Source organism: Avibacterium endocarditidis (assembly GCF_965138825.1).
In the GTDB taxonomy this organism is placed as follows: Bacteria; Pseudomonadota; Gammaproteobacteria; order Enterobacterales; family Pasteurellaceae; genus Avibacterium; species Avibacterium endocarditidis.
On sequence record NZ_CBCSDH010000020.1, the window covers coordinates 25680 to 41277 of the forward strand.

17 protein-coding genes are annotated in these 15598 nt (G+C 42.2%); 10 read left to right on the forward strand and 7 right to left on the reverse strand.

Features of this window, described 5'->3' with window-relative positions; all coding sequences use genetic code 11:
- Window positions 1-46: 46 nt before the first annotated feature.
- Complete coding sequence (locus ACNAV8_RS10160) at window positions 47-1036, forward strand: alpha/beta fold hydrolase (RefSeq protein WP_103855033.1); 990 nt, start codon at window positions 47-49, stop codon at window positions 1034-1036.
- Here the strand turns inward: ACNAV8_RS10160 and crcB are convergent.
- A complete protein-coding gene (gene crcB, locus ACNAV8_RS10165) occupies window positions 996-1379 on the reverse strand; it encodes a fluoride efflux transporter CrcB (protein ID WP_330933947.1) in 384 nt (127 codons plus the stop codon). The genes ACNAV8_RS10160 and crcB overlap by 41 nt on opposite strands.
- A gap of 18 nt (window positions 1380-1397) precedes the next feature.
- Entirely contained in the window at window positions 1398-2216 is an 819-nt protein-coding gene (locus ACNAV8_RS10170; RefSeq protein WP_103855034.1) for a Cof-type HAD-IIB family hydrolase, read from the reverse strand.
- Between ACNAV8_RS10170 and ACNAV8_RS10175 the strand changes: the two genes are divergently transcribed.
- The 7 genes from ACNAV8_RS10175 (at window position 2211) to ilvA (ending at window position 9322) form a co-directional block, all read left to right on the forward strand.
- Entirely contained in the window at window positions 2211-2474 is a 264-nt protein-coding gene (locus ACNAV8_RS10175) for a hypothetical protein (protein ID WP_146256864.1), read from the forward strand. The two genes, ACNAV8_RS10170 and ACNAV8_RS10175, sit on opposite strands and share 6 nt — an antisense overlap.
- Window positions 2475-2568: 94 nt before the next feature.
- A complete protein-coding gene (gene ilvG / locus ACNAV8_RS10180) occupies window positions 2569-4215 on the forward strand; it encodes an acetolactate synthase 2 catalytic subunit (protein WP_103855035.1) in 1647 nt (548 codons plus the stop codon).
- 25 nt (window positions 4216-4240) lie between these two features.
- Window positions 4241-4471, forward strand: a complete 231-nt coding sequence (ilvM, locus tag ACNAV8_RS10185; protein ID WP_103855036.1) for an acetolactate synthase 2 small subunit — start codon at window positions 4241-4243, stop codon at window positions 4469-4471.
- Window positions 4472-4598: 127 nt separating this feature from the next.
- Window positions 4599-5114: a GNAT family N-acetyltransferase gene (locus tag ACNAV8_RS10190; RefSeq protein WP_415777672.1), complete on the forward strand. Its 516-nt coding sequence runs from the start codon at window positions 4599-4601 to the stop codon at window positions 5112-5114.
- Between the two features lie 38 nt (window positions 5115-5152).
- On the forward strand, window positions 5153-6994 hold the full coding sequence (gene ilvD, locus ACNAV8_RS10195; RefSeq protein WP_415777673.1) for a dihydroxy-acid dehydratase: 1842 nt from the start codon (window positions 5153-5155) through the stop codon (window positions 6992-6994).
- A 92-nt stretch (window positions 6995-7086) separates the two neighbouring features.
- Window positions 7087-7764, forward strand: a complete 678-nt coding sequence (locus ACNAV8_RS10200) for a DUF1345 domain-containing protein (protein WP_103855936.1) — start codon at window positions 7087-7089, stop codon at window positions 7762-7764.
- Between the two features lie 10 nt (window positions 7765-7774).
- A complete protein-coding gene (ilvA, locus tag ACNAV8_RS10205; RefSeq protein ID WP_103855937.1) occupies window positions 7775-9322 on the forward strand; it encodes a threonine ammonia-lyase, biosynthetic in 1548 nt (515 codons plus the stop codon).
- Window positions 9323-9489: 167 nt separating this feature from the next.
- On the opposite strand, the gene gdhA is transcribed toward ilvA, so the two are convergent.
- Complete coding sequence (gene gdhA, locus ACNAV8_RS10210; protein WP_415777675.1) at window positions 9490-10839, reverse strand: NADP-specific glutamate dehydrogenase; 1350 nt, start codon at window positions 10837-10839, stop codon at window positions 9490-9492.
- Window positions 10840-10948: 109 nt separating this feature from the next.
- Between gdhA and ACNAV8_RS10215 the strand changes: the two genes are divergently transcribed.
- On the forward strand, window positions 10949-11083 hold the full coding sequence (locus tag ACNAV8_RS10215; protein ID WP_415777676.1) for a hypothetical protein: 135 nt from the start codon (window positions 10949-10951) through the stop codon (window positions 11081-11083).
- 1 nt (window position 11084) lies between these two features.
- Here ACNAV8_RS10215 and ACNAV8_RS10220 read toward each other — a convergent pair whose 3' ends face one another.
- From ACNAV8_RS10220 to metN, 4 genes are all read right to left on the reverse strand, one after another.
- Entirely contained in the window at window positions 11085-11711 is a 627-nt protein-coding gene (locus tag ACNAV8_RS10220; protein WP_103854439.1) for a YchE family NAAT transporter, read from the reverse strand.
- Between the two features lie 171 nt (window positions 11712-11882).
- Window positions 11883-12713 carry a MetQ/NlpA family lipoprotein gene (locus tag ACNAV8_RS10225; RefSeq protein ID WP_415777677.1) on the reverse strand — a complete coding sequence of 277 codons (831 nt, stop codon included), beginning with the start codon at window positions 12711-12713 and terminating at the stop codon, window positions 11883-11885.
- 38 nt (window positions 12714-12751) lie between these two features.
- On the reverse strand, window positions 12752-13441 hold the full coding sequence (locus tag ACNAV8_RS10230) for a methionine ABC transporter permease (protein ID WP_103854440.1): 690 nt from the start codon (window positions 13439-13441) through the stop codon (window positions 12752-12754).
- The gene (metN, locus tag ACNAV8_RS10235) at window positions 13431-14468 is read right to left on the reverse strand and encodes a methionine ABC transporter ATP-binding protein MetN (protein ID WP_103855328.1); all 1038 of its coding nucleotides are present in this window, start codon (window positions 14466-14468) and stop codon (window positions 13431-13433) included. Before metN ends, ACNAV8_RS10230 begins: the two co-directional genes overlap by 11 nt.
- 170 nt (window positions 14469-14638) lie before the next feature.
- Between metN and gmhB the strand changes: the two genes are divergently transcribed.
- Window positions 14639-15193, forward strand: a complete 555-nt coding sequence (gmhB, locus tag ACNAV8_RS10240) for a D-glycero-beta-D-manno-heptose 1,7-bisphosphate 7-phosphatase (protein WP_415777678.1) — start codon at window positions 14639-14641, stop codon at window positions 15191-15193.
- Window positions 15194-15598 lie beyond the last annotated feature (405 nt).

The following is a 15598-nucleotide window of genomic DNA, read 5'->3' on the forward strand; positions in this document are numbered from 1 at the left end:
CTTTCCTTTATGATCGGGACATCTTTGTTTTATTGATGGTAAGCTGATGTCAAATTGCCTATATCGAGAACCCCATTTTTGCCGCTTTGCGTTGCAGCAATTAATGCCCTTTGTGGATCAATTTCCTATCCAATATTTAACAGGTAAACAGGGTTGCCAAATTGCCTATCGCCATTTTTTGCACGCCGACAGCTCGCCAAGTGCGGCGCGAAAATTGATGATTTTAGTCAATGGACGGGCAGAGAATATGCTGAAATGGTCGGAATTGGCTTATGATTTTTATCAATGGGGTTATGATGTGCTGCTTTTCGATCACCGTGGGCAGGGCTATTCGCAGCGTTTATTAGCGGATAACGATAAAGGCTACATTGATGAATTTCGCTTTTACTGCGAGGATATGGACGCGCTCATCAAGCAGATCACTCAGCATTCTGATTATTCGCAACAATATCTACTCGCTCATTCTTTAGGCTCGTTGATTTCGGCTTATTATTTAGCGAACTATGATCATCATATTCAAAGTGCGGTGCTTTCTTCGCCATTTTTTGGCTTGCCAACTAAGCATTTATTGCGCGATGAGCTGATTATTAATTTGATGATGTTATTCGGGCAAGGGCAGCGCTATGTGTTTGGCAAGAGCGCCTATAAACCTGCCAATCTGGATCAAAATGAACTCAGTTTTTGCAAAACCAGAATGAAATGGATGAACCGTATTAATCGTTATTTTCCTGAATTAAGCCTTGGTGGGCCAACATTCCGCTGGGTGCATTTGTGTTTAACCGCAATTAAAGGGCTGGAAAAAATTTTGTCGCGCATTGAAATTCCCGTTTTAGTTTTGCAAGCTGGCAAAGAAAAGATCGTAGAAAATGCACAGTTGGAAAAATTGGTCGCCTGCTTGCCAAAAGGGCAACTCATCACGGTGGAAAATGCCAAACACGAGATTTTGTTTGAACGGGATAAAATTCGCGCCGAAGCCTTAAGCGCGGTGCAAGCCTTTATTTCCAATAACGGTACAATAGCACACCAAACAGCGTAAACAGCAGACTGCCGCCAAGATGCAAAACAATAATTGCCAGCGCAGATAGCCATTTTTCCGTTAAAAAATCATTCACTACTTCAGCGGAAAAAGAAGAAAAGGTGGTGAGGCTGCCTAAAAATCCAGTAATCAAAAATAATCGCCACTCGCTAGAAACTTGTGGATATTGCCAAAGTAAGGCGATCAAAATGCCGATTAAAAAACAGCCGAGATAATTGGCGATAAGCGTGCCAAAGGCAAGAAAAGAAAACAGCGGATTTAGTAATTCGCTCAAGCCCCAACGAGTGCAAGCGCCGATTGCAGCACCGCTACTTATGATTAGTAAAGATTGCCAAATCGCCATTTTTACCTGCTTTCTGACTTAATACACACTAAAGGTAGCACGCAAATAGCTCGCTACTGCTTCGTGGCGGTTCAAGCCAATTTGCTCTAACTGCGGACAAGCCTGCACCAAGCGTGGATCAGCATTGCCCATAATGCAACCTTTGCCCACTTCGCTGAGCATTTCTATATCATTCATACCATCACCAAAGGCAAGGCACGCGCTCAAACCGTATTCACGCCCTTGTACCACTTGGGCAAGTGAGGTGGCTTTTGACACGTTTTTATTCATAATCTCTAAACACTGCGGCGTGGAATAGGTGATATAAATCGCGTCACCAAAACGCGCTTTTAAATGCGCCTCAATCGGGGCGAGATCAGCGGGCGTACGGCCAATAAAAAACACTTTTTCCGTGCCACGTCCGTGGTGATGTTTGAAATCCACCACTTGATACATAAAGCCTGAATCTTGATGATATTTGGCTAATTCTGGCATATCAATGCTTATAAACCAGCCATCATCTTGATAACTATTGGCGAACACATTTTTTTCATCATAAGGGGTTTGCATTATTTCCATTGCCATTTCATCAGGCAAACTGTTGCTAAGCAGCAACTTGCCTTGAAGATTATGCGCCCTTGCACCATTTGACGTGATAAGTACCGCATTATCTAGCTTTACCTTGCCGACAATATGCGCCACATCTTCATACTTTCGCCCCGTGGCGAGAATAATATCAATCTTTTCTTGCGCTAATTTTTCAAGGGTTTCAATAGTAAAATCACCGATAACGTGATCCCCATTGAGCAATGTGCCGTCTAAATCTGAAACCACAGCACGAAATGGTCGATTTTGCATAGTCAAACTCCTTCAACAAAACGGGAGTATGATAGCAAATTATGCGAAAAAATGACCGCACTTTTTATTTTCTCAGGAAAACGATTGCGAAATGTAAAAAATTCCTTGATTTCTATTTTGAATGTGGTATCAATAACAGCATTAAAAGCGGAATGCTTAAATCGGATTCAGGCAATGACAAAATTTTATTCTCTTATTGGCATTATTATTAACCTCGTGGTGGTGAACACTGCGGGGTTTTGGCTTGCTAACAAATAGAATAAATTTATAACTCAATTTGTATATAGAAAGCCCCTCGCAGAGATCTTCGAGAGGCTTTTTTTATAGCGATTAATAACCAGAAAGGTGGAATATGAACGGTGCAAGATTAGTAACGGAGTGCTTGAAAGCACACAATGTGGATATTGTATTTGGTTATCCAGGTGGGGCGATAATGCCAGTTTATGATGCCATTTATGATTCGGGTTTGGAGCATTTGCTCTGTCGCAATGAGCAAGGCGCGGCAATGGCGGCCATTGGCTATGCCAGAGCCAGCGGGAAAACAGGGGTGTGTATCGCCACATCAGGCCCTGGGGCAACCAATTTAATCACGGGATTAGGCGATGCCTTAATGGATTCCATTCCTGTGGTGGCTATCACTGGCCAAGTTGCTTCGCCATTGATTGGTACAGATGCCTTCCAAGAAGCCGATGTTCTGGGCTTATCCCTTGCTTGTACAAAGCATAGTTTTATTGTGCAAAGTATTGATGAATTGCCAGAAATTATCGCCAAAGCTTTTCAAATTGCCCAAAATGGTCGCCCTGGCCCCGTGTTAATTGATATTCCTAAAGACGTTCAATTTGCTGAAACGGATCTCAAACCCTTCACCATTCCTGTTGAAAAACCAACCGCACTTGATCATTCGCAAGTCGAACAAGCCCTTGAGTTATTGAAAAATGCAAAACGCCCGATTGTGTATGTGGGCGGCGGCGTGGGAATGGCGAACGCCGTGCCAGCCTTGCGTGCGTTTTTAGCCACCACAGAAATCCCAAGTATTTCCACCTTAAAAGGCTTGGGCGCAATTTTGCCTGAAACCCCTTATTATATGGGAATGGTTGGAATGCACGGCACCAAAGCCGCCAATTTAGCGACACAAGAATCGGATTTATTATTGGTGTTCGGGGCAAGGTTTGACGATCGAGTAACAGGGAAATTAGACACCTTTGCCCCAAATGCTAAAGTGATTCATTGTGATATTGATGTGGCAGAATTAGGCAAACTACGCCGTCCAGATGTGGCGTTGCGTGGTGATTTAAGAGAAGTATTCCGTGCCTTAACAATGAAATTAGATTTGGCAGATTGGCATAAAGAAATCAATAAGTTAAAACAAGATTTTGATTTCCGTTATGCTGAAAATCAAGGCAAACAACCGATTAACCCTTGGTGGTTGCTTAACACCGTTTCTAATCAAAAAGCGAAAAACGCCATTGTGGTTACCGATGTGGGGCAACATCAAATGTGGTCAGCACAGCATATGAAACATTATGCGCCTGAAAATTTCATCACTTCAGCTGGATTTGGTTCAATGGGCTTTGGCTTGCCAGCGGCGATTGGTGCGCAGAAAGCACGTCCAAATGATGATGTGATTTTAATCACTGGTGATGGTTCATTAATGATGAACGTGCAGGAACTAGGTACAATTAAACGTGGCAAAACGCCGGTAAAAATCATTTTATTAGACAACCAGCGCTTAGGAATGGTGCGTCAATGGCAAACCCTATTCTTCCAAGCGCGCCATAGTAATACGATTTTAGATGACAACCCTGATTTCGTGACCCTTGCTTCTGCCTTTGATATTAAAGGCGAGCGCATTGAATCTGGCGAAGAAGTGCAAGCGGCATTAGATCGTTTGTTCGCGAGCGAAGGGGCGTATTTATTACATATTTGTATCCCTGCGGAAGAAAACGTGTGGCCACTTGTGCCACCAAATGCCTGTAACGTGGATATGCTTGAAGAATAATAGAAAAGGAATTGTGGGGAACATTATGCAACAGTATGAATTATCAATCCGCGCCAACAGACGCCCAGAAACCTTAGAGCGTTTATTGCGCGTAATGCGTCATCGCGGTTTTGAAGTGATTAAATTACAAACTGAAAGCCAACAACAAGAAATCGCCTTTCACGTTGTAGTGCAAAGTGAAAGAGCGGTGGAATTATTGGTAAATCAATTAGTTAAATTGCCTGATGTATTCAAGATAAAACAAGGCTATCAATGAAAACATCTGATACTCGCGGTAACCTATCATCCAAAAGGATCGTAATTCGCCGCTACAAAATGGATGATGATTAATATCAACGCATTATGTATAAAGTGCGGTGGATTTTTTGTAGGAAATTATTGAAATGAATATCCGTTTTTCAACTCCAAAAGATAGTGTTGCTATTTATCAGCTCGTCAAGCAAGCGTTTAAAAACGCAGAACATTCTGATGGCACGGAGCAAGATTTGGTGCAACGTTTATGGACAAGTGATTCTTTTATTCCTGAACTCTCGTTAGTTGCGGAACAAGATAAATGTTTACTTGGCTACATTTTATTTACACGGGTTACTATTGGTGAAGATCAAGCTTTAGCACTCGCACCGCTTGCCGTTTTGCCAGAATTTCAGCGGCAAGGTATTGGGAAAAAGTTAATTACTGCAGGGCATCATCATGCTAAACAGCTTGGCTATTCTCATATTATTGTATTAGGCGATCCGCAATACTATGGAAAATTTGGTTATCTTCCCGCAAGCCAATTTAATATTTATCCGCCTTTTGAGGTACCTGATCACTATTTTATGGGGATAAAATTAGATTCATTTGCACAAGCTCTTGAAGGCATTGTGCAATACGATAGCGCATTTCAGTTAGAAAGTTAGCTTACACATTTATAACAAAGATAAAAGTTGGAGAGATTATGCCTAAATTACGTTCCGCGACCAGCACACAAGGTCGCAATATGGCAGGGGCGCGTGCATTGTGGCGTGCCACAGGAATGAAAGAAAATGATTTTGGTAAGCCGATTATCGCCGTAGTCAATTCTTTCACCCAATTTGTACCGGGCCACGTTCACCTAAAAGATATTGGACAATTAGTCGCACAACAAATTGAGCAAGCAGGCGGTGTAGCGAAAGAATTTAACACCATTGCCGTTGATGATGGCATTGCAATGGGACACGGCGGAATGCTGTATTCCTTGCCTTCTCGCGATTTAATCGCCGACAGTGTGGAATATATGGTAAATGCTCATTGTGCAGACGCGATGGTGTGTATTTCTAACTGCGATAAAATCACCCCAGGAATGTTGATGGCCGCGCTGCGCTTGAATATTCCAACGATTTTCGTTTCTGGCGGCCCGATGGAAGCGGGAAAAACCAAACTTTCTGATCAAATCATCAAATTAGATTTGGTGGACGCTATGGTGCAAAGTGCGGATAAAAATGTGTCAGATTCTGATGTGGAAGCCATTGAGCGTTCAGCCTGCCCAACTTGTGGTTCTTGCTCAGGAATGTTCACCGCAAACTCAATGAACTGTTTAACCGAAGCCTTAGGCTTAAGCCTGCCGGGTAACGGTTCTTGCTTGGCAACCCACAAAGATCGTAAACAATTATTCTTAGATGCGGGCAAACAAATTGTTGAACTTTGCCAAAAATATTATCAGCAAGATGATGAATCCGTATTGCCACGTTCCATTGCCACTAAGCCAGCGTTTGAAAATGCAATGAGCTTAGATATTGCAATGGGCGGCTCAACCAATACCGTATTGCATTTATTGGCAGCAGCGCAAGAAGCGGAAGTGGATTTCACTATGGCAGACATTGACAGACTTTCTCGCCGCGTGCCTTGTTTAAGTAAAGTAGCGCCGAACACCGCCAAATATCATATGGAAGATGTACATAGAGCGGGTGGAATTATGGCTATTTTAGGCGAGTTAGATCGTGCAGGATTGCTTGATAACCAAACTCGCACCGTATTAGGTTTAAGCCTAGCTGAGCAAATTGCCAAATACGACATTATGCTCACTCAAGATGAAGCCATTCGTGAATTCTATCGCGCAGGGCCTGCGGGCATTCGTACCACACAAGCCTTCTCACAAGATTGCCGTTGGGACAGCCTTGATGACGATCGTGAGAACGGCTGTATTCGCAGTAAAGCCTTTGCTTATAGCCAAGACGGCGGATTAGCAATGCTTTCTGGCAATATCGCCTTGGACGGTTGTATTGTAAAAACCGCGGGCGTTGATGAATCCATCTTAAAATTCACAGGAAAGGCCATTGTTTTTGAAAGCCAAGAAGATGCGGTAAATGGCATTCTCGGCGGCAAAGTGCAAGCAGGACACGTTGTGGTTATTCGTTACGAAGGGCCAAAAGGTGGGCCGGGTATGCAAGAAATGCTTTACCCAACCAGCTATTTAAAATCAATGGGCTTAGGCAAAGCCTGCGCATTATTAACTGACGGCCGTTTTTCTGGCGGTACATCAGGCTTATCTATCGGACACTGTTCGCCAGAAGCCGCAGCAGGCGGAACAATCGGCTTGGTGAAAGACGGCGATACCATTGAGATCGATATTCCAAATCGCTCAATCCAATTAATGGTATCGGAACAAGAATTGAGCGCACGCCGCGCAGAACAAGATGCGAAAGGTTGGAAGCCAGCAAATCGTCAGCGTGAAGTGTCTTTCGCACTCAAAATGTACGGCTATTTCGCCACTTCGGCGGATAAAGGTGCGGTGCGAGATCGCTCCAAATTAAGCGACTAAATAAAATGGCCGCACCTGTAAATCAAAGTGCGGTCGTTTTTTCGCGAATTTTTATAATTTCTGCCTAAATTTAGGCATACAAGGAAAGCAAAATGCAAAAAATGCTAAAACAGCATATTAAATTTTTCACCAGTTTGATCTTGGTGGTTCTCTCTTTTATGGCATTTCGCCTACTCTCGCAAGGCGATATTAGTACCGATCTCATTTATTCTTGGGATATGGGAATGAGCCTATATTTATTTTGGACATTTTGGACAATTCGCCAACAGCATCGTCATCGCGAGCAGATGACCGCAGTGCTACAAGAGCGCCAAGCAGGGACAAAAGCAATGTTCATCATCGTGAGCGTGATTATCGGTGCTTGTATTGTGGCATTGGTTCGCTTAGTGAGCATTGCACAAAATCTTCCGCCAATGGAAAAAGCGTGGCATATCACTTTAGCGATTATTTCCATTTTCCTTTCTTGGTTGGTGATCCATATTCTGTTTGCTATTCGCTATGCTCATTTGTTCTATCACGCGAAAGTTAGCGGTGAACCAATGCCACTGCAAATTCCACAAAGCAATGGGCAAAATGGCTATCAAACCGAGCCAAATTACTATGATTTTATCTACACCGCCTTGATTATCGGCACATCAGCACAAACGGCCGATGTGATGTTTTCTTCAAGAGCGGGGCGAATTTTGGGCGGAATTCACAGCATTGTCGCCTTTATTTTCAACGTAACCGTGCTTTCCTTATTAATTAACATTATTTCTGGTTTTATTTAAGGATAATAAAATGACAACCCTTGCATTTAACAATCCCACTCCGAGCGGAGATGATTATTTAAAAACCATTTTGAAACTGGGATCTGTGGTGTATCAAGCCGCGCAAACAACCCCTTTGCAACCGATGGATAAACTTTCCGCACGGTTGCACAATCAGGTTTTAATTAAGCGTGAAGATCGCCAGCCTGTGCATAGCTTTAAATTGCGTGGCGCTTATGCAATGATCGCCGCCTTAAATGATGAACAACGCCAAGCTGGCGTGATTGCGGCTTCTGCGGGCAACCACGCGCAGGGTGTGGCACTATCCGCCAAATTACTGGGCTTGAAAGCATTAATCGTGATGCCACAAAATACGCCGAGCATTAAAGTAGAGGCGGTGCGTCATTTTGGTGGAGAAGTGCTACTTTACGGGGCAAACTTTGATGAAGCCAAAAGTAAGGCGATTGAACTTTCTAAAAGTAAAAATATGACGTTTATTCCCCCTTTCGATCACCCTTTAGTGATCGCAGGGCAAGGGACATTGGCGCTTGAATTGTTACAACAATCGTCCAATATCGACCGCATTTTTGTGCCAGTGGGCGGGGGCGGCTTAGCCGCAGGGGTTGCCGTGCTAATCAAACAATTAATGCCAGAAATTAAAGTAATCGGCGTGGAAAGCAAAGATTCAGCCTGCCTGTATCACGCCTTAAAAGCTGGGCAACCAGTGGATTTAGAGCGAGTGGGCTTATTTGCCGATGGCGTGGCAGTAAAACGCATTGGCGATGAAACCTTCCGCTTATGTCAGCAATACCTTGATGATGTGGTGCTGGTGGACGGCGATGAAATTTGTGCCGCAATGAAAGATATTTTTGAAAACGTACGTGCAATTGCAGAGCCGTCAGGGGCGGTATCGCTGGCAGGGCTAAAAAAATACGTCAAAGAAAATAATATTCAAGGGGAAACCTTGGTGAATATTTTATCGGGCGCCAACCTAAATTTCCATACGCTACGTTATGTGTCTGAGCGTTGCGAAATTGGTGAAAAACACGAAGCAATGCTCGCCGTAACCATTCCGGAGGAAAAAGGCAGTTTCTTGCGTTTCTGTCATTTGCTTGGCGATCGTGCCGTTACGGAATTTAACTACCGCTATGCGGATCAAGCGCAAGCCTGTATTTTTGTCGGGGTGAGAATTCGTGGTGAAGATGAGAAAAATGAAATTATCGCGCAGTTGCAACAACAGGGCTATTCCGTGATGGATCTGTCTGATGATGATGTGGCGAAAACTCACATTCGCTATATGATCGGCGGACGCTCATCAAGTAAAGCCAAAGAACGCTTATACAGTTTTGAGTTCCCAGAACAAAAAGGCGCGTTACTTAAATTCCTCGAAATGCTTGGCACGCACTGGAACATCTCACTGTTCCACTACCGCGCCCACGGCGCAGACTACGGCAATGTGCTTGCAGGTTTCCAACTAGATGAAAACGATGAAATTCGCTTCAACGCCCATTTGGAAGAATTAGCCTATACTTATCAAGACGTTACCAACAGCCAAGCGTATAAGTATTTTTTGGGATAAGTTAAAACACAAAAAAGAAAAACTACCGCAACGAAAGTGCGGTGGTTTTTTTATGCATTTTTATGAATAAAAAGAAAGGGAGGTTTTTCCTCCCTTTGCTTTAATCAGCACATTAATGTCCTTTCGCTCTGCTTGCTTAGTCCATAATGTGTTTTGCCCTTTAAGGATTAGTAAACGCCTTGCGCTAACATTGCATCTGCAACTTTTACGAAGCCAGCGATGTTTGCACCAGTTACATAATTGATGTTCGCTTGGCCTTCCACCGTACCGTATTTTTTACAGTTTGCGTGAATGTCGAGCATAATTTGTTTTAATTTTGCGTCCACTTCTTCCGCTGTCCAGTATAGACGTTGTGAGCTTTGCGCCATTTCTAAGCCAGATGTTGCCACGCCACCTGCGTTTGCTGCTTTACCTGGGCCGAATAATACGCCAGCTTCAAGTAATGCGTCTGTTGCTTCGATAGTGGTTGGCATATTTGCGCCCTCTGCCACAAGTTGTACGCCATTGGCGATTAATTTTTGTGCGTCAGCAAGGTCTAGCTCGTTTTGCGTTGCACAAGGTAAAGCGATGTCTGCTTTCACGCTCCAAGGACGCTCACCTGCAACATATTGTAAGCCGAATTTTTCTGCGTAATCTTTCACGCGTCCACGTTGTACGTTTTTGATCTCCAGTAACGCAGCTAATTTTTCTGGAGTGAAGCCAGCTTCATCATAAACATAACCAGAGCTATCAGAACAAGTAACAACTTTCGCACCAAGTTGTAATGCTTTTTCGATGGCATATTGTGCAACGTTACCTGAACCTGAAACCACAACGGTTTTGCCTTGGAATGATTGATTTTTTTCTTCAAGCATTGCTTGTGCGAAATAAACTAAGCCATAACCTGTTGCTTCTGGGCGAATTAAGCTACCACCGAATGACAATCCACGCCCTGTGAATACACAACCAGCTTGGTTTGATAATTTTTTCATCATACCAGCAAGATAGCCCACTTCACGACCGCCAACACCGATGTCCCCTGCTGGTACGTCTGTGTCTGGGCCAATGTGGCGATAAAGCTCAGCAATTAATGCTTGGCAGAAACGCATTACTTCACCGTCAGATTTGCCTTTAGGATCGAAGTCTGAACCCCCTTTACCACCGCCCATTGGCAATGTAGTTAATGCATTTTTGAAGATTTGCTCAAATCCTAAGAATTTTAAGATAGATTGGTTTACCGATGGGTGGAAACGCATTCCGCCTTTAAATGGCCCGATCGCGCTGTTGAATTGTACGCGGAAAGCACGGTTTACTTGCACTTGTCCTTTGTCATCTGTCCACGCCACGCGGAATTGGATTAAACGCTCTGGCTCAACAAGACGCTCCAAAAGCGCTTGCGAACGATATTGTGGATTTTTCTCTAAGAATGGCCAAATTGAAGTGAACACTTCACGCACCGCTTGTAAAAACTCTGGCTGGTGTCCATCGCGTTGTTCAACTTTGGCTAAAAATTCTTCTAATGAGCTAACTTGTGACATAGTTTACTTCCTTTATGTGTGTATGATGTTGATAAATTTATTATTAGAATGGCTAAAGTCTGGCGTTGCAGCCTTTAGATAAGCCTCAGAAACTGGCTTGGGAATTACTATGCAACAAAAAGGGGGAATATTGCAAATATTTTTTTATAAAAAAATTATTTTTTATATGGGATTTGATGATTATCAAAAAAGTGCGGTGATTTGTGAAAAATTTCTAAAAAAAACACCGCACTTTAAGAAATGAATTAGAAAAGATGAAGGTTTTTAATTCCTTCCACAATAATTTCAACGCCTAGCGACATCAAGATTAAGCCCATAATACGGGTGATAACGTTTGAGCCAGTTTTGCCTAATTTTTTAATTAACGGCTCAGAGTAGCGTAATAAAATGTAACAACACAAGCCAAATAGTGCGATGGTGAGTGATGTGTAAACATAATCCATCACAGTAGTTTGATTTGAGCCAAACACGATGGTTGCGCTGATGGAGCCGGGGCCTGCCATAATCGGCATTGCTAATGGCACAACGGCGATGTTGTTGTAATCGTCAAAGTTTTCCGCTTTTTCTTCTTTATTGATTTTATGATCACCGATTTTACCGTTAATCATTGTGAGCGCAATCATTGCTACCAAGATCCCTCCCGCAATACGGAAAGAGTTAATGGAAATATGAAAGGCTTCTAAAATCATATTGCCAAAGAAGAAGCTAACTAACAAAATTACAGAAACAGAAAAACAAGTAATCAACCCTGTTCGATTTTGTTGAGCGGGTGTTTGGTCGGTCGTCATTGAATAAAAAATTGGAATAACCCCAATTGGGTTTACCAAGGCAATAAGACTGACAAAAAATTGAATATAAATTGCGAGATCCATAATAATATAGAATGAAATAGTGAAAATAGGGACGTTATTATAGGATTGATTGAGCAAATCAACAAGAAAAGTGCGGTGGTTTTTTGCTGAGAAAATACCAAATCCGCAGAAAAAATGACGCCCCTGAATCCTCAGGGGCGATGGTATAAAATTGATTAAAGAAGAAAGGGATTACCAGCCTTTAACTACACCGTCTTTGAAGTATTTTACTGCTTCTTGGTACACTTCGTCAGTTTGGTAAGCTTTCACGAAGTTTTTCACTGCATCGCTGTCTTTGTTGTCTTCACGCGCAACGATAATGTTCACATAAGGGGAATCTTTATCTTCCACAAACACGCCGTGTTCTTCAGTATTTAAGCCTACTTGACCCGCGTAAGTGTTGTTCACCACGGCTAAATCTACATCATCTAAGGCACGCGCTGCAACTGACGTATCCACTTCTTTAATTTGTAGATTTTTCGGATTTTCTACGATGTCTAAAGAGGTTGCGAATAGGTTAGTGTTATCTTTTAATTTAATTAAGCCTTGTTTTTCTAATAAAATTAATGCGCGCGCAAGGTTACTTGGATCATTCGGTACGGCAATGATGGCACCATCTTGGAGTTCGTTTATATTTTTAATTTTTTTCGAATAGCCAGCTAATGGATAAACGAAAGTATTACCCACAATCACAAGATTTTTGTAACCGTGTTCTTGTGAATCTTTATCAAGATAAGGTTTGTGCTGCATTGCGTTAAGATCTAAATCACCGTTGCTTACCGCTGGGTTTGGTAATGAATATTCGTTAAACTCAACGAATTCTACATCTAAGCCATATTTTTCTTTTGCCACTTTCGCTGCAATTTCAGCCACTTGATGCTCAGGGCCAGACATTACGCCCACTTTAATTTTTTGTGCAGCAGGTTGTGCTGCGGCGGTTTCGGTTTTTTTGTCATCTTTACAAGCAGTTAGCGCTAAAACTGATGAAAGTGCTGCAACAGTGAATAATTTTTTAAAGTTCATTTTACTTTCCTTTTTAGTGAGTTAAGTTGATGTTGAGATTAACGATGATCGAAATGATCCGCTAATTTGTTACCGTATTTTTCGCATAACATCACGATAAGTACGATGATAATTGTGGAAACCCAAAGCACATAAGGCATATTACGGTGTAAGCCGAACGAAATCGCGGTGTTACCTAAACCACCGCCGCCTACCGCGCCTGCCATTGCGGAATAACCAATCAGCGTGACTAAGGTGAGTGTCATTGCTTTAATCAGAATTGGCAAGGCTTCAGGCAAATAAAAGCGTGTTACCAACTGCCAAACGTTTGTTCCCATTGCTTTGGCGGTTTCCGTTAAACCCGTTGGAATATCGCCTAAGGCGTTTACCGTTAAACGTGCGTAAAATGGCAATGCGGCAACACTTAACGGAATGATGGCCGCCGTTGTACCTAAGGTTGTGCCGACTAAGAAACGCGTTACTGGCATTAAATCGAAGAGCAAAATAATGAAAGGAATAGAACGCCCAACGTTAATAATCACTTCTAAAGTGCGGTTCAATTTTTTATTATTTAGGGTTTGTCCTTCTTTGGTTAAGAAGGTGATAATGCCCAGTGGCAAGCCAAATAGCACGGCAAAAAAGGTGGCCACAAGGCTCATATAAACGGTTTCAAATGAGCTATTGGCGATAAGCTGCCACACTTGTGGGGTAAGTTGGCGGGAAAATTCCGCACTAAATTCAGTCCACATAACCTAATACCTCCACACGAACATTATTTTCCATTAAATAAATCTTAGCTTGTGTAATGGCATCTTCGTTGCCTTCCACTTCTGCGATGGTAAAACCAAATTTCACGCCACCCGCATAATCAATTTGCGAGGTGAGAATACTTAAATCCACCCCAAAACGTTTAGAGGCTTGTGAAAGTAAAGGAGCATCCACTGAACGACCAGTAAATTCAAATTTAATGATTGGCCAAGCATTTGGGTGTTTTGGCGTTGGCGATAATTTTTCCAAATATTCTTCAGGCAAATTAATGTGGAATGTTGAGCTAATAAATTGCTGTGCCAACTCGGTTTTAGGATTAGAGAAAATCTCACTGACCGAACCTTGTTCCACTAAACGCCCTTTATCAATCACTGCCACTTGATCGCAAATGCGTTTTACCACGTCCATTTCGTGCGTGATCAACAAAATAGTGATACCTAAAGTGCGGTTGATTTCTTTTAATAATTTTAAAATTGCTTGCGTGGTGGCGGGATCTAACGCGCTGGTTGCTTCATCGCACAGTAACACTTTGGGATCACTTGCCAATGCACGCGCAATTGCAACACGTTGCTTTTGTCCACCTGAAAGATTGGCAGGGTAAACATCGCGCTTTTCACTTAATCCCACTAAGGAAAGCAGCTGTTCCACTTTTTGTTTAATATGGGCTTTGCTTTCACCGGCTAATTCCAACGGCAACGCGATGTTGCCATAAACGGTGCGCGAACTGAGCAAATTGAAATGCTGGAAAATCATTCCAATATTACGGCGTTCTTGAATGAGTTGGCTGTCTGACAAATGCGTTAATTCTTTGCCATTTACCACTACCGAACCCGACGTTGGGCGTTCCAACAAGTTCACACAACGGATAAGCGTACTTTTCCCTGCACCAGATGCGCCAATCACACCACAAATTTGCCCTTTAGGAACGTGAAGATTGACATTATCAAGTGCGGTGATTTTTTTATCCGCAATGTCAAAAATTTTGTTAAGGTTTTCTAGCTTAATCATATAAGCCCTTTCTAATATGCTTAAATTTAAGTTTTTCTGTATTTTAGACGTCTAGATTGCTATGTCAATATTTATTCACAACATTTTTAGAATGTTCAGCTATTAGTTAGAACAAAATTAAGTCATAATTGAGCGAAATAGCAAGAATAAAGATAAACAAGGATCAAAACGTGAATAAAGCAATTTTTCTAGATCGAGATGGCACGATCAACATCGATCACGGCTATGTACATCAAATTGATGACTTCCAATTTATCGAAGGAAGTATTGAAGCCTTGCAGCAGTTAAAAGCGATGGGCTATTTATTGGTGCTAGTGACGAATCAATCAGGCATTGCGCGCGGTTATTTTTCGGAACAACAATTCCTACAACTCACGGAATGGATGGATTGGTCACTGGCAGATCGTGGTGTGGATTTTGATGGCATCTATTATTGTCCTCATCACCCTGAGGGTAAAGGTGAATATAAAGAAGATTGCGATTGTCGCAAGCCAAAATCAGGAATGCTATTGCAAGCGATTAAAGAATTGCATATTGATCCCGCGCAGTCTTTTATGGTGGGGGATAAAAAAGAAGACATGCAGGCAGGCAAAGGGGCAGGCGTAAAAACCTGTGTTTTGGTGCGAACAGGAAAAGCAGTAAGCGAAGAAAGTGAAAAATCTGCAGACATTGTGATAAATAGTGTGGCGGACTTACCAGCGTTAATAAAAAAGCTTAAGAATTAAAATCAAGTGCGGTAAAAAATTTGCTAATTTTCCACCGCACTTTGCCTGATAATTCAGCAGTGTGAGTTCAAAATAATCAGTTGCAATGATTTTTCGTGTTTTTTGCGATTTTTTTGCAAAAAGGGGTTGCAAAGATTTTTCAGATGCCTATAATACGCCGCACACAACGACGCGACGTTGTAGAAATTGAAAGATACACATCGCGTCGTTATTTTTTGCTCTTTAACAATCAATCAGACAATCTGTGTGGGCACTTGTTGATTCTGGAAAAATTTAAAAGATTTAGAACAATTAGTGCTTAACTGAAATTCATAGTGATTTTTAATAAAATCATAGAGCTTTGTTAGTGTACGAATTGAGAAAGATTAAACTGAAGAGTTTGATCATGGCTCAGATTGAACGCTG

Excerpts from the sequence above, each read along its gene's own strand:
- ACNAV8_RS10160 (WP_103855033.1), top strand. The coding sequence starts at position 47 with ATGTCAAATTGCCTATATCGAGAACCCCATTTTTGCCGCTTTGCGTTG.
- crcB (WP_330933947.1), bottom strand. The coding sequence starts at position 1,379 with ATGGCGATTTGGCAATCTTTACTAATCATAAGTAGCGGTGCTGCAATC.
- ACNAV8_RS10170 (WP_103855034.1), bottom strand. The coding sequence starts at position 2,216 with ATGCAAAATCGACCATTTCGTGCTGTGGTTTCAGATTTAGACGGCACA.
- ilvG (WP_103855035.1), top strand. The coding sequence starts at position 2,569 with ATGAACGGTGCAAGATTAGTAACGGAGTGCTTGAAAGCACACAATGTG.
- ilvM (WP_103855036.1), top strand. The coding sequence starts at position 4,241 with ATGCAACAGTATGAATTATCAATCCGCGCCAACAGACGCCCAGAAACC.
- ACNAV8_RS10190 (WP_415777672.1), top strand. The coding sequence starts at position 4,599 with ATGAATATCCGTTTTTCAACTCCAAAAGATAGTGTTGCTATTTATCAG.
- ilvD (WP_415777673.1), top strand. The coding sequence starts at position 5,153 with ATGCCTAAATTACGTTCCGCGACCAGCACACAAGGTCGCAATATGGCA.
- ACNAV8_RS10200 (WP_103855936.1), top strand. The coding sequence starts at position 7,087 with ATGCAAAAAATGCTAAAACAGCATATTAAATTTTTCACCAGTTTGATC.
- ilvA (WP_103855937.1), top strand. The coding sequence starts at position 7,775 with ATGACAACCCTTGCATTTAACAATCCCACTCCGAGCGGAGATGATTAT.
- gdhA (WP_415777675.1), bottom strand. The coding sequence starts at position 10,839 with ATGTCACAAGTTAGCTCATTAGAAGAATTTTTAGCCAAAGTTGAACAA.
- ACNAV8_RS10215 (WP_415777676.1), top strand. The coding sequence starts at position 10,949 with ATGCAACAAAAAGGGGGAATATTGCAAATATTTTTTTATAAAAAAATT.
- ACNAV8_RS10220 (WP_103854439.1), bottom strand. The coding sequence starts at position 11,711 with ATGGATCTCGCAATTTATATTCAATTTTTTGTCAGTCTTATTGCCTTG.
- ACNAV8_RS10225 (WP_415777677.1), bottom strand. The coding sequence starts at position 12,713 with ATGAACTTTAAAAAATTATTCACTGTTGCAGCACTTTCATCAGTTTTA.
- ACNAV8_RS10230 (WP_103854440.1), bottom strand. The coding sequence starts at position 13,441 with ATGTGGACTGAATTTAGTGCGGAATTTTCCCGCCAACTTACCCCACAA.
- metN (WP_103855328.1), bottom strand. The coding sequence starts at position 14,468 with ATGATTAAGCTAGAAAACCTTAACAAAATTTTTGACATTGCGGATAAA.